Annotated in this window: 13 protein-coding genes; 6 read left to right on the top strand and 7 right to left on the bottom strand. The window is 73.6% G+C overall.

The window, feature by feature from the left end:
- Positions 1-45: 45 nt before the first annotated feature.
- Together E5082_RS01135 and E5082_RS01130 are read right to left on the bottom strand one after the other, a co-directional pair.
- Entirely contained in the window at positions 46-663 is a 618-nt protein-coding gene (locus tag E5082_RS01135; RefSeq protein ID WP_135789418.1) for a hypothetical protein, read from the bottom strand.
- Positions 660-1,610 carry a polysaccharide deacetylase family protein gene (locus E5082_RS01130; RefSeq protein ID WP_135789417.1) on the bottom strand — a complete coding sequence of 317 codons (951 nt, stop codon included), beginning with the start codon at positions 1,608-1,610 and terminating at the stop codon, positions 660-662. The genes E5082_RS01135 and E5082_RS01130 overlap by 4 nt, the downstream gene beginning before the upstream one ends.
- A gap of 90 nt (positions 1,611-1,700) precedes the next feature.
- Here E5082_RS01130 and E5082_RS01125 point away from each other — a divergent pair, with 90 nt between their 5' ends.
- Complete coding sequence (locus tag E5082_RS01125; protein WP_425276871.1) at positions 1,701-2,885, top strand: class I SAM-dependent methyltransferase; 1,185 nt, start codon at positions 1,701-1,703, stop codon at positions 2,883-2,885.
- Between the two features lie 25 nt (positions 2,886-2,910).
- Here the strand turns inward: E5082_RS01125 and E5082_RS01120 are convergent, their stop codons facing one another.
- Complete coding sequence (locus E5082_RS01120) at positions 2,911-3,939, bottom strand: LacI family DNA-binding transcriptional regulator (protein WP_167513959.1); 1,029 nt, start codon at positions 3,937-3,939, stop codon at positions 2,911-2,913.
- A 118-nt stretch (positions 3,940-4,057) separates the two neighbouring features.
- Between E5082_RS01120 and E5082_RS01115 the strand changes: the two genes are divergently transcribed.
- Genes E5082_RS01115 through E5082_RS01100 form a run of 4 tightly spaced genes read left to right on the top strand, consistent with a single transcriptional unit; the run spans position 4,058 to position 9,384 of the window.
- A complete protein-coding gene (locus tag E5082_RS01115) occupies positions 4,058-5,365 on the top strand; it encodes an ABC transporter substrate-binding protein (protein ID WP_135789414.1) in 1,308 nt (435 codons plus the stop codon).
- Positions 5,362-6,222: a carbohydrate ABC transporter permease gene (locus tag E5082_RS01110; protein WP_086693667.1), complete on the top strand. Its 861-nt coding sequence runs from the start codon at positions 5,362-5,364 to the stop codon at positions 6,220-6,222. Before E5082_RS01115 ends, E5082_RS01110 begins: the two co-directional genes overlap by 4 nt.
- Before the next feature lie 4 nt (positions 6,223-6,226).
- Positions 6,227-7,045: a carbohydrate ABC transporter permease gene (locus tag E5082_RS01105; RefSeq protein ID WP_135789413.1), complete on the top strand. Its 819-nt coding sequence runs from the start codon at positions 6,227-6,229 to the stop codon at positions 7,043-7,045.
- 32 nt (positions 7,046-7,077) lie between these two features.
- The gene (locus E5082_RS01100) at positions 7,078-9,384 is read left to right on the top strand and encodes a beta-xylosidase/alpha-l-arabinosidase (RefSeq protein WP_135789412.1); all 2,307 of its coding nucleotides are present in this window, start codon (positions 7,078-7,080) and stop codon (positions 9,382-9,384) included.
- 217 nt (positions 9,385-9,601) lie between these two features.
- Here the strand turns inward: E5082_RS01100 and E5082_RS01095 are convergent, their stop codons facing one another.
- The 4 genes from E5082_RS01095 to tsaB are packed head-to-tail and all read right to left on the bottom strand — an operon-like array spanning position 9,602 to position 12,105.
- Positions 9,602-9,856, bottom strand: a complete 255-nt coding sequence (locus tag E5082_RS01095) for a hypothetical protein (protein WP_135789411.1) — start codon at positions 9,854-9,856, stop codon at positions 9,602-9,604.
- Positions 9,853-10,956 (bottom strand): tRNA (adenosine(37)-N6)-threonylcarbamoyltransferase complex transferase subunit TsaD, encoded by a 1,104-nt coding sequence (gene tsaD / locus E5082_RS01090; protein ID WP_135789410.1) that lies wholly within the window; start codon positions 10,954-10,956, stop codon positions 9,853-9,855. Before tsaD ends, E5082_RS01095 begins: the two co-directional genes overlap by 4 nt.
- Positions 10,949-11,431 carry a ribosomal protein S18-alanine N-acetyltransferase gene (gene rimI, locus E5082_RS01085; protein WP_135790090.1) on the bottom strand — a complete coding sequence of 161 codons (483 nt, stop codon included), beginning with the start codon at positions 11,429-11,431 and terminating at the stop codon, positions 10,949-10,951. Before rimI ends, tsaD begins: the two co-directional genes overlap by 8 nt.
- A 17-nt stretch (positions 11,432-11,448) precedes the next feature.
- Positions 11,449-12,105, bottom strand: coding sequence for a tRNA (adenosine(37)-N6)-threonylcarbamoyltransferase complex dimerization subunit type 1 TsaB (gene tsaB / locus E5082_RS01080; protein ID WP_135789409.1), 657 nt, complete (start codon positions 12,103-12,105; stop codon positions 11,449-11,451).
- Between the two features lie 132 nt (positions 12,106-12,237).
- Here tsaB and E5082_RS01075 point away from each other — a divergent pair, with 132 nt between their 5' ends.
- The gene (locus E5082_RS01075) at positions 12,238-12,789 is read left to right on the top strand and encodes a hypothetical protein (protein ID WP_135789408.1); all 552 of its coding nucleotides are present in this window, start codon (positions 12,238-12,240) and stop codon (positions 12,787-12,789) included.
- The last annotated feature ends 4 nt before the right edge of the window (positions 12,790-12,793 follow it).

Raw genomic sequence — 12,793 nt, 5'->3', positions numbered from 1 at the left:
GTGCCAATTGCCGTGCGGCGCGTCGGCACACGCCGGCTGTTGGAGTCACCTCCGCCGTGCTGCCGGGAGGCGCGCCCCCACGGCGTCCTGGAGGTAGTCGTCCAGCTTTCCCGGCGTCAGGCCCCTTTTCTGCGCCTCCTTCAGCACTCGCACGGTGCGCTCGGCCAGGGCGCCCTGGCGGTCCGGGGTCACGCGGACGATGTCGCCGGCGGCCAGGTGTCCGGGGGCGCCCGTGTAGACGAGGCCGTGCCGAGCGGTCTTGACGCGCCAGCGGACGACGGCATCGGCGCGGGTGAAGACGGTGACCGGCAGGCGGAGTTCGCCGACCAGGGCGGCCAGTCGCCGGTCCCGTACGGCCCCCTCGTCGTAGGTCAGGAAGACGACCCGGTCGGCCGTGGCCACATGGTCCACCGCGCGCGTCCCCGTACGCGCCCGGCGGGGCTGGGCCGCGCGGCGGGGCGGGGCGGCCAGGGGCGCGGTGAGGCCCCAGCGGCGGTAGGCGAGTTCGGGCGCAGGGGCCGAGCGGTGGACGCCCTGCGCGGCCTTCTTGCCGAGGCGTTCGATGGGGTCGACCGACTGGGCGCAGCCGGTGAGCAGCAGTGCGGCCGAGGCGAGCGCGACGGCCCGTACCGCGCGGTGGGCCCGCCGCGCCCGGCGCCTCACAGGTAGTCCTCCAGGCGCGCCACGGCGTATCCCTCGCGGGTGACCTTGTTGAGGAAGCGGCGCATGTCGTCGACCATCGTGCCGTCCCACTCGTCGGGGCCCCGGAAGTGGGTGAGAACGATGTCACCCTTGCGCAGTCGCCGGTCGTCCTCGCGGTACTCCCAGTGGTCGACGAAGACCTCCTCGTTCCAGATCGGCGCGTACTTGATGCCGCAGGACTTGGCCGCGCGCAGGGTGTCCTGGTTGTAGTCGCCGTAGGGCGGGCGCAGCACCTCGGGGCGCTTGCCGTACTGCTTCTCCATGACGTCCTGCATGCCGCAGATCTCCTGCCGCTGCTGCTCGTAGGAGAGACCGGGCAGGTACGGGTGCGTCAGGGTGTGGTTGTCGAGCGTGTTGCCGTACGCCTGGCTCTTGCGGAAGTAGCCGTAGTCGTCCTTCACCAGGTAGTCGCTGAGGAAGGCGGTGTACGGGACCTTCAGCTCGCGCATCATCGAGAGGAACCGGGGGTCTTTCTCGGCACCGTCGTCGATGGTGAGGAAGACGATCTTCTTGTCGGTGGGGACGGTGGTGAAGACCGGGGGGAGGTTCTCGTCCTCCTGGTGGTCCACCTCGAAACCCGCGCGCGCGGTGATCCTCGGCTTGACCTTCGGCGGGGCCGGGGCCGTGAGCGGCACCTGGTCGAGCCGCCACTTGCGGGCCGCGGCCACCATGCGCCGCTGCTCCGCGAGGCGGGCCGAGGCGGCGTCGGGGGCCTTGGCGGGCCCACCCTGGCCGGCCGGAGCGGAGCCGGAGGAACCGGAGGAACCGGAAGAGCCGGAGGAGCCGGAGGAGCCGGGCCCCGAGCATCGGGTGAGCACGGCGGCCGCGGCCAGCACGGCGACGGAGCAACGCACGGCCAGGGACCGGGAACTGGCCCAGCATTTGTCATTTTGTCCTACATGTCGCATGGTGCCGGATCTTGGCAGGACCCCGCCCCGATCCCGGCCCGACACCGCCGCCGGAGGCGTACGGTCCACCGACTGGCCCACAATGAGCCGGTGAACGACCAGCTCTCCGCCCTCCAGGGATTCCACGCGCTGCGCACCGACGAGGGCCGGGCCCTCCTCGACGAGGTGCGCGGCACCGCGCCGGCCGACGAACTCGCCGTGGCCACCCGGCTGCGCCGCACCCACCCGGCCGGGCTGGTGTCCGCCGCCCTCGGCCAGGCCCGGCTGCGTCAGCGGGCGGAGGCCAAGTTCGGCGCGGAGGACGCGCGGCGGATGTTCTTCACGCCCAACGGGGTCGAGCAGTCCACGCGGGCGAGCGTGGCCGCGTACCGCGCGGAGCGGATGCGGGCGCTCGGGGTCGCCTCGGTGGCCGACCTGTGCTGCGGGATCGGCGGCGACGCGCTCGCCCTGGCCCGCGCGGGCATCCGGGTGCTCGCGGTGGACCGGGACCCGCTGACCGCGGCCGTCGCGCGGGCCAACGCCGAGGTGCTGGGGCTCGCCGACCTGATCGAGGTGCGCGAGGCCGACGTCACCGAGGTGGACACCGCCGGATACGACGCGGTGTTCGTGGACCCCGCCCGGCGCGGCGGACGCGGCCGGATCTTCGACCCGGAGGCGTACTCACCGCCCCTGTCCTGGGCCGTGGCCACCGCGCTCGCCGCGCCCCGCGCCGCCCTGAAGATCGCGCCCGGCATCCCGCACGAGGCGGTGCCCGCCGAGGCCGAGGCGGAGTGGATCTCGGACGGTGGGGACGTGAAGGAGGCCGTGCTCTGGTTCGGCACCGCAGCACCGGGCGGCGTCCGCGCCACCCTCCTCCCCGGCCCGCGCACCCTTGAGGGCCGGGGCCTGCCCGACCCGGCGGTGCGCACGCCCGGCCGGTACCTGTACGAGCCGGACGGCGCGGTGATCCGGGCCCATCTGGTCGCGGAGGTCGCTGAGGAGCTGGACGGCGGCCTGCTGGACGAGACGATCGCCTACATCACCGCCGACGAACTCCACCCGACCCCGTACGCCACCGCCTACGAGATCACCGACCGGATGCCGTTCAACGTCAAGAAGCTGAAGGCGCTGCTGCGGGAGCGCGGGGTCGGCAACCTGACCGTGAAGAAGCGCGGCTCGGCGGTCGAGCCGGAGGAGCTGCGCCGGAAGGTCAAGCCGCAGGGACCCAACGCCGCGACCGTGTTCATGACCCGCGTGGCGGGCGCCCCGGCCATGCTGATCGGACACCCGGCCTAGCCTCTTCGAAACTTTCGGAGCCGCCTTACCCAGCCGGGGCCGCCGTGCTCGACCGCACCACCAGGCTGGTCGCCAGCTCCAGCCGGGTGGCCGTCCGCTCACGCTCCCCGCGCCCCAGCTCCAGCACCAGCCGCGCCGCCGCCTCGGCCATCTCGGTCAGCGGCTGGCGCACGGTGGTCAGCGGCGGGCCCACCCAGCGGGCGACGGGCAGGTCGTCGAAGCCGACGACGCTCACGTCCTCCGGTACGCGCAGCCCCAGTTCGCGGGCGGCCTCGTACAGGCCGAGCGCCTGGAGGTCGTTGCCCGCGAAGACGGCCGTGGGCCGGTCGGGACGGCCGAGCAGGCCGAGGCCGAGGCGGTGGCCGGACTCGTGGTGGAAGTCGCCCTCCCGGATCAGCGCCGGGTCGGCGGGCAGGCCGGCGGTCTCCAGCGCGGCCCGGTAGCCGTCGAGGCGGGCGCGGGCGCACATCATGCGCGAGGGGCCGCCGATCGCGCCGATCCGGGTGTGCCCGAGGTCGATCAGATGCCGGGTGGCGGCGAGCCCGCCCTGCCAGTTGGTGGCGCCGACCGAGGGGACGTCGGCCCCCGGATCGCCCGCCGGGTCCATCACCACGAAGGGCACGGAACGGCTGGTCAGCAGGGCCTGCTGGGCCGCGTCGAGCCCGGACAGCACCAGGATCACCCCGTGCGGCCGGCGGCCGGCCACCTGGTCGGCCCAGGTCCGGCCCGGCGTGAGGCGCCCGGCGCTCTCGGAGAGGACCACGCTCAGCCCGGCGTCGCGGGCGACGTTCTCCACGCCCCGGATGACCTCCATCGCCCAGGCGCTCTCCAGCTCGTGGAAGACCAGCTCGATCAGCGGCGAGCGGGTGACCTCGGCCCGCCTGCGCCGGTAGCCGTGGGTGCGCAGCAGCTCCTCGACGCGGGTACGGGTGGCCGCCGCCACGTCGGCCCGGCCGTTCAGCACCTTCGAAACAGTCGGAGCCGACACCCCGGCCTCTCGGGCGATCTCGGCGAGCGTGGCGCTCCGCTTCGCTGCGGTCTTCGACGGTTCCATGGTCGTGATCGTAGCCCTGCGCGACCCCTTGACGAACCCTCAGGACGGCCTTAGGTTCCCGGAACATTCGAGTTTTCGCTCGAAACTTTCGGCCACGATCGTGAGGGGTGCCCGGCACATGGAGACCTACAGCAGACGCTGGTTCCTCGGCGCGGGCACCACCGCCCTCGTCTCGGCCGCCGGTCTCACCGCCTGCGGCTCCGGCGGCCCCGGCGGCTCGGACGGCACCCTCACCGCGTTCGTGTACGGCGACGACGCGGCCAAGGTGCAGGCGAAGGCGGTCTCCCGGTTCAACGCCTCGGCGGCGGCCCGCGAGACCAAGGGCAGCCTGCGGCTGGAGAAGGTGCCCGGCGCGGAGTACCCGGCCAAGCTGCGCACCGCGATGGGCTCCCCCAACGCCCCGGACGTGTTCTTCAACTGGGGCGGCGGCTCCATCAAGGCGTACCGGGAGGCCGGCCAGATCGTCGACCTCACCGGCACCATCGCCGGCGACCCGGTGCTGAAGAACGGCTTCCTGCCCTCCGTCCTCGCCGCCGGGGCGCTCGGCGGCCGGGAGTACGGCATCCCGATGCGCGGCATGCAGCCGGTGATCCTCTTCTACAACAAGACCCTGTTCGCCGAGCACGGCCTGAAGCCGCCCGCCACCTGGGACCAGCTCCTCGACAACAACGCCAGGCTCAAGAAGGCCGGGATCACCCCCTTCGCCCTCGGCGGCGCCGACATCTGGCCCGAACTGATGTGGCTGGAGTACCTGGTGGACCGGATCGGCGGCCCGGAGGTCTTCGACCGGGTCAAGAACGGCGACCCGGCCGGCTGGGGCGACCCCGCCGTACTGAAGGCCGCCCGGACGGTACGCGAACTCGTCGACGACGGCGCCTTCGGCAAGGGCTTCAGCTCGGTCGCGTACACCAACGGCGGGGCACCGGCCGCGCTCGCCAAGGGCAAGGCCGCGATGCACCTGATGGGGTCCTGGGAGTACTCCACCCAGCTCGGCAAGTTCCCGGACTTCGCCCGCGGGCACCTGGGCTGGTGCCCCTTCCCGGAGTTCGACGGCGGCGCCGGTGACGTCCGCAACGTGGTCGGCAACCCCACCAACTACTGGTCCGTGAACACCCGTACCCGCAACAAGGACACCGCGCTCGCCTTCCTGCGGACCTGTGCCTCGCAGACCTACGCCCGCGAGCTGATAGCCAACGGCGACGTGCCCGCCACCGCCAATGCCGACAAGCTGCTGGACGCCTCCCCGAGCCCCGAGTTCGCCCGCTTCCAGTACCGGTTGGTCCGCGAGGCCCCCGCCTTCACGCTGAGCTGGGACCAGGCGGTCGACCCGGACGCGGCCACCCCGATGCTCACCGAGGTCAACAAGCTCTTCGTCGGCAAGTCGTCGCCGGAGCGGTTCGTGGCGGCGCTGAAGGCGCTGAAGTGAGCGCCGCGCGAGGCGCCGGCCGCCCGCACCCCTCCTGGGCGCTGCCCGCCGTGCTGTTCTTCGGCTTCTTCGCCCTGGTCCCGATGGCCCTGGCGTTCGGCCTGTCCTTCACCTCATGGAACGGCCTGGGCGAGCCGCGCCCGGCCGGACTGGCCAACTGGCACGCCCTGCTGACCGACGGCCGGCTCACCCGCTCGCTGGGCGTCACCGTCGCGCTGACCGTGGTGAGCTGCGCCTTCCAGACGACCGCCGCCCTGCTCCTCGGCGTCTGGGCGGCGGGCCCGCAGCGCAACCGGGCGGTGCTGTCGGCGGTCTTCTTCGTGCCGTTCCTGCTCTCCTCGACCGCCGTCTCGCTGCTGTTCTACGCCCTGCTCGACCCCAACTTCGGCATCGTGCCCGGCGACACCCTCGGCACGACCTCCGGGGCGTTCCTCGCCCTGGTCTTCGTCGGCGGCTGGCAGTTCATCCCGTTCCACACCCTGATCTACCAGGGTGGCGCCCGGCAGATCCCCGAGGTGCTCTACCAGGCGGCCGCGATCGACGGCGCCGGACGCCTGCGCCGGTTCCGCTCCATCACCCTGCCCCAGCTCCGCAACACGGCGGCGACCTCACTGGTGCTGATGGTGGTCGGCTCGCTGACCTACTTCGAGACCGTGCTGATCCTCACCCAGGGCGGCCCCGGCACCGACACCGCGATCCTGCCGTACCTGATGTACGAGGCGGGCTTCAAGGCGTACGACTTCGGTTACGCGAGCGCCATCGCGTCCTTCCTGGTCGTGGCCGCCACCGCGCTGTCGCTGCTGCTGGTCCGGGTGACCGGCTTCGGCGCCATGCGCAGCACCCGGGAAGGAATGTGACGCCGTGAGCCGCCCGGCCAACCCGCTGGCGGGCCTGGGCGCGGTGATCTGGCTCGCCGTCGTCCTCGTCCCGGTCTACGTCATGGTCTCGGTGTCCCTGACCCGCCAGGACGAGGCACTCGGCGGCAACGCCCTGCGCCCGCCGCACCACCCCACCCTCGCCAACTACGGCACCGTCCTGGACAACGGCTTCGGCCACTTCCTGGCCAACACCGTCCTGGTCGCGGCCGTGGTGGTGGGGATCGTCCTGGTGCTGTGCGTCCCGCTGGCGTACGTCGCCGTGCGCACCCGCGGCGTCTGGTCGGGCGGCGCGTTCCGGCTGTTCCTGCTCGGCGTCGCCGTCCCAGCGCAGGCGGTGGTGGTCCCGCTCTACCTGATGATCACCAAGCTGAACCTCTACGACAGCCTGCTCGCCGTCGCCCTGCCGACCGCCGCCTTCGCCATGCCGGTGTCCGTGCTGGTGCTCACCGGCACCCTGCGGGACATCCCCGAGGAGCTGTACGAGGCGATGGCACTGGACGGCGCGTCACCGGCCCGGATGCTGTTCCGGCTGGTCGTGCCGCTGGCCCGGGGCGGCATCGGCACCGTCGTGGTCTACGCGTCCCTCCAGGCGTGGAACGGCTTCCTCTTCCCGCTGATCTTCACCCAGTCCGAGGACAGCCGGATGCTGACCCTCGGCCTGTTCACCTATGTCAGCCAGTTCGGCGTGAACATCCCCGCCCTGCTCGCCTCGGTCGTCCTCTCCGGCGTCCCCGTGTTCGCCGTCTACCTGGTGGCCCGGCGCACCCTGGTCGGCGGCCTGATGGGCGCGGGCGGCAAGTGACCGGCTCCCCCACGTCTCCCGACAGGAGTTCCATGACCTCCGCCGCCTGGCGCGACCCCGCCCTGCCCGCCGCCGAACGCGTCGAGGACCTGCTGTCCCGGATGACGCTGCGCGAGAAGACCGCCCAGCTGTACGGCGTCTGGGTGGGCGCCGGCCCGGACGGCGGCGAAGTCGCCCCGCTGCAGAGCGAGATGAGCGCGGTGCCGGACTGGGACGAGCTGATCGCGCACGGCCTGGGCCAGCTCACCCGCTCCTTCGGCACCGCCCCGGTCGACCCCGGGCAGGGGGCCCGCGCCCTCGCCGCCGCCCAGCGCCGGATCGCCGCCGCGGGCCGCTTCGGCATCCCCGCCCTCGCCCACGAGGAGTGCCTGGCCGGGTTCACCGCCTGGGGCGCCACCGCCTATCCGGTGCCGCTCGCCTGGGGCGCCTCCTTCGACCCGGAGCTGGTGGCCGAGGTGGGCGCCCGTATCGGCGGCGACCTGCGGGCGGCCGGCGTCCACCAGGGCCTCGCCCCGGTGCTGGACGTGGTCCGCGACGCGCGCTGGGGCCGCGTGGAGGAGACGATCGGCGAGGACCCGTACCTGGTCGGCACCGTCGGCGCCGCCTACGTACGCGGCCTGGAGTCGGCCGGAATCGTCGCCACGCTGAAGCACTTCGCCGGGTACGCGGCCTCGGCGGGCGCCCGCAATCTCGCGCCGGTACGGGCGGGCGCGCGGGAGCTGGCCGACGTGACGCTACCGCCCTTCGAGCTGGCGCTGCGCGAGGGCGGGGCACGGTCGGTGATGGCCGCGTACACCGAGACGGACGGGGTGCCCGCCTCGGCCGACGCCCGGCTGCTGACCGGGGTGCTGCGCGAGGAGTGGGGGTTCACCGGCACGGTGGTCGCGGACTACTTCGGCATCGGTTTCCTGCGCACCCAGCACCGGCTCGCCGAGGACCGCGCCGGGGCCGCCCGCCTGGCGCTGGAGGCGGGCGTGGACGTGGAACTGCCCACCGTGGACTGCTACGGCACGTCGCTGGTCGACGCCGTCGAGGCGGGCCGCGTCCCGGAGGCCCTGGTGGACCGGGCGGCCCGCCGGGTGCTGCTCCAGAAGTGCGAGCTGGGCCTGCTGGACCCCGACTGGGACCCGGAGCCGGCCGGTCCCGTGGTCCTGGACCCCCCCGAGGGGCGGGCGCTGGCCCGGCGGCTGGCGGAGGAGTCGGTGATCCTGCTGGAGAACCCGGCGGACCTTCTCCCGCTGGCCCCCGGCGCCCGGATCGCGGTGGTCGGCCCGCGCGCCGCCGACCCGCTGGCCATGCTCGGCTGCTATTCCTTCCCGGCCCACGTCCTCCCCCACCACCCCGGTGTCGCGCCGGGCATCGCGATCCCCACCGTGCTGGAGGCGCTGCGGGCCGAACTCCCGGACGCGGAGGTGACGTTCACGCAAGGGTGCGGGGTGTCGGACCCGGACTCCTCCGGCTTCGCCGGGGCGGTGGCCCGCGCGGCGGAGGCGGACGTGTGCGTGGCGGTGCTCGGCGACCGGGCCGGGCTGTTCGGGCGCGGTACCTCCGGCGAGGGCTGCGACGCGGCCGACCTGCGCCTGCCGGGTGTCCAGGGCGACTTGCTGGACGCACTGGTGGCCACCGGCACGCCGGTGGTGCTGGTGCTGCTCACCGGGCGCCCCTACGCGCTGGGCCGCTGGGCGGGGCGGCTCGGCGCGGTGGTGCAGGCCTTCTTCCCCGGCGAGGAGGGCGGCCCGGCGCTGGCCGGGGTCCTGGCGGGCCGGGTGAACCCCTCCGGGCGCCTGCCGGTGAGCGTGCCGCGTACGCCGGGCGGCCAGCCCTGGACCTACCTCCAGCCGCCGCTGGGCCTGGCGAGCGAGGTCAGCAGCTTCGACCCGACCCCGCTGCACCCCTTCGGCCACGGTCTGTCGTACACCACCTTCGCCTGGACGGACTTCGGCCCGCCGGAGGCGGAGACCGCCACGGACGGGTCGTACGAGGTGACGGTGACCGTGCGCAACACCGGGGCGCGGACGGGCGCGGAGGTGGTCCAGCTCTATCTGCACGACCCGGTGGCCTCGGTGACCCGGCCGGACGTACGGCTGGTCGGCTATCAGCGGGTCGAGCTGGCGCCCGGCGAGGCCCGCCGGGTCACCTTCGCCTTCCACGCCGACCTGGCGTCCTTCACCGGCCTCGCGGGGGTGCGGGTGGTCGAGCCGGGGCTGCTGGAGCTGCGGCTCGGCCCGTCCGGCGCCGAGGTCCGGCACACCACCCGGCTGCGGCTGACCGGGCCGGTGCGGGAGGCCGGGCCGGACCGGGTGCTGCGCTGCCGGACCTCGGTGACACCGGTGGAGTAGGCCGGGAACGGCGAAGGCCGCCCCGGTCGGAACCGGAGCGGCCTTCGTACTGGAGCGCTGGGCAGGGATTGCACCTGCATTTCCCCGCAGGAAGCGGGGCGTCTTGACTTGGACCACCAACGCGCGGCGTTCGGACCGGAGTTGTTCCGGCCGTTCGCTGTGTGATGATCATAGCGCGTGATCGCGGAGATGCGCCACCCGAGCCGGATCAGCCCCCTCAGTCCTCGACTCGCTCGAACCGCCACCGGTGCACCGGCCGGGACACCAGCTCCGCGTCCGGCGCCGGGAGTTCCGGCACGTCCGCGTCGTAGGCCGCGTCCCACCAGGTGATGACCAGCACCCGGTCACCCGGCGCGCGGAAGGTCTCACGGCGCAGCGGACTTCGCTCGAGCCGCTGCGCGCGGGCCCAGGCGAGGAGTTCCCCGCCCCGGCCCTCGGCGGCCTTCGCCTCCCACATCAGGGCGACGCTCACGGGTACAGGTTCTCCTTGCTGACCTCGTGCACATGGTCGTGGTCGTGGCCGTGCCCGTTGCCCGGCACGTGCGGGTCGGTCACCGGCAGGGAGGAGTCGGCGGACAGGTCCCAGTCGGAGGCGGAACGGTTGCGGGCGACCATCTCGGCGCCGAGGGCGGCCACCATCGCGCCGTTGTCCGTGCACAGCTTCGGGCGCGGCACGCGCAGCCGGATGCCGGCCGCCTCGCAGCGCTCCTGGGCAAGGGCCCGCAGCCGGGAGTTGGCCGCGACACCGCCGCCGATCATCAGGTGGTCCACGCCCTCGTCCTTGCAGGCGCGCACCGCCTTGCGGGTCAGCACGTCCACGACGGCCTCCTGGAAGGACGCGGCCACGTCCCGCACCGGCACCTCCTCGCCGGCCGCGCGCCTGGCCTCGATCCAGCGGGCCACGGAGGTCTTGAGGCCGGAGAAGGAGAAGTCGTACGCGGGGTCGCGGGGGCCGCTCAGACCGCGCGGGAAGGCGATGGCCGCCGGGTCGCCCTCGCGGGCGTAGCGGTCGATGACCGGGCCGCCGGGGAAGCCCAGATCGAGCACACGGGCGATCTTGTCGAACGCCTCGCCGGCCGCGTCGTCGATGGTGGCACCCATCGGCCGCACGTCGGAGGTGATGTCCGAGGAGAGCAGCAGCGAGGAGTGGCCGCCGGAGACCAGCAGCGCCATGGTCGGCTCGGGCAGCGGGCCGTGCTCCAGCTGGTCCACGCAGATGTGCGAGGCCAGGTGGTTCACGCCGTAGAGCGGCTTGCCGAGGGCGTAGGCGTACGCCTTGGCGGCCGAGACACCGACCAGGAGAGCGCCCGCGAGGCCGGGTCCCGCGGTCACCGCGACGCCGTCGAGGTCGCGGGCGGTGATGCCCGCCTCCTTCAGGGCGCGGTCGATGGTCGGGACCATCGCCTCCAGGTGCGCGCGGGACGCCACCTCGGGCACGACACCGCCGAAGCGGGCGTGCTCGTCGACGCTGGAGGCGACCGCGTCGGCGAGCAGGGTCGTGCCGCGCACGATGCCGACGCCGGTCTCGTCGCAGGAGGTCTCGATGCCGAGGACGAGAGGTTCGTCAGCCATTGATCTCGGTTCCTTGTACGTCTTCCAGGGAGGAAGAGGGGTCGGTCAGGCGCATCACCAGGGCGTCCACGTTGCCCGGCTGGTAGTAGCCGCGCCGGAAGCCGATGGGGGCGAAGCCGAAGCGCTCGTAGAGCTTCTGGGCGCGGGTGTTGTCCACCCGGCACTCCAGCATCACCTCGGCGCACTCGAAGGCGGTCGCGGCCCGCAGCAGCTCGGTCAGCAGCCGGGCGCCGAGGCCGGTGCCCTGCTGGTCGCGGGCGACGGCGATGGTCTGCACGTCGCCGAGGTCGCCGGCGGAGGCGAGCCCGGCGTATCCGACGAGCCGGCCGTCGTCCTCCGCGACGAGGTAGCGGCGGGTGGCGCCGGCCCCGCGCGCGTGGGCCAGCTCGGACCAGAACATGCCCCGCGACCAGGCGTCCTCGGGGAACAGCTCCTTCTCCAGCTCCAGGACCCGGTCGATGTCCCACCAGCGCATCTCGCGCAGCTTCGCGGTCACTTGGGGGTGACCACCTTGTAGTTCTTCGGCACCTGGGCGTCGGGCCTGCGCAGGTACAGCGGGCGGGGCTCGTCCAGCTCCTCCCCGGCGGCCAGCTTCGCGGCGGCCAGCGAGGCGAGCGCGGCGGCGGAGACGTGCTCGGGCTCGTGGACGTCGGGGAAGGTGTCCGGGTAGAGCAGCGCGCCCGCGCCCACGGCGGGCAGCCCCGCGACCCGCTCGGCGATGTCGGCCGGGCGGTCCACGGCCGGGCCGGTGAGCCGGGTGCGGGAGTCGGCGTACGTCGCCCAGTAGACCTCCTTGCGCCGGGCGTCGGTCGCCACGACGAAGGGGCCCTTGGTCATGTCGGCCGCGTAGGCCAGACCGTCCAGGGTGCACACGCCGTGCACGGGGACGCCGAGGGCGAGCCCGAAGGTATCGGCGGTCATCAGGCCGACCCGCAGCCCGGTGTAGGGGCCGGGCCCGGTGCCGACGACGATGCCGGTGACGGCGTCCAGCTTGGCCCCGGCGGCGGCGAGCACCCGGTCCACGGCGGGCAGCAGCAGTTCGCCGTGGCGGCGGGCGTCCACCTGGCTCGACGAGGCGACGACGTCCGTCCCGTCGTGCAGGGCGACGGTGACGGCGGGGGTGGCGGTATCCAGAGCGAGCAGAAGCACGCGAACAGCCTACGGCGCCGACGGCTCGCGCACGCCCGTCCCGGTCGGACCGTCACTGACTGCTACGGTCTGTATGAAGTACGACATTTCCCGCGAATCGTGACGGGTCGGTACGAGGCAGAGGTGGCGCACGTGTCAGGGACCAGCTCGGGGATCGTGGCCGGACTCGTCGCGGTGTCCGTCGGCACCGTCGGCCTGCTCGCCTATCAGGCGGACGCGACCGTCCCGGCGAGCCTGCGCGCGCCCTCGGCGAGCGCCTCACCCTCGGCTGCCGTCACCAAGGCTCCGCGCGACCGCCGCCACCCCACGGCCCTGCCGGCCGGTTCCGGCAAGGGCGAGCGGGTCGTGTACTCGCTCGACGACGACCGCGTCTGGCTGGTGAACGACCACGGCCGCGTCACCCGCACCTTCGGCGTCCGCCCCGGCGGCGTCGACCCGGCCCCCGGCTCCTACTGGGTGACCTCCCGCTCCAGCGCCATCACCGGCAGCGACGGCCTCCCGGTCGAACACGTCGTCCGCTTCACCCAGGTCGATGGCGTCACGGTCGGCTTCAGCGCCGCCACCCGCAACCAGGCCGCCGAACCCGGCTCCCCCCGCACCGGCGCCATCAGGGAGACCCGCCCCGACGGCGAGGCGATGTGGCAGTTCGCCACGATCGGGGTGCCGGTGGTGGTGATCCGCTGACGGG

The organism is Streptomyces griseoluteus (assembly GCF_004784465.1).
Classification (GTDB): domain Bacteria; phylum Actinomycetota; class Actinomycetes; order Streptomycetales; family Streptomycetaceae; genus Streptomyces; species Streptomyces griseoluteus.
Note: the sequence above shows the minus strand (reverse complement) of the source record. Positions and strands in the feature narration are given on the sequence as shown.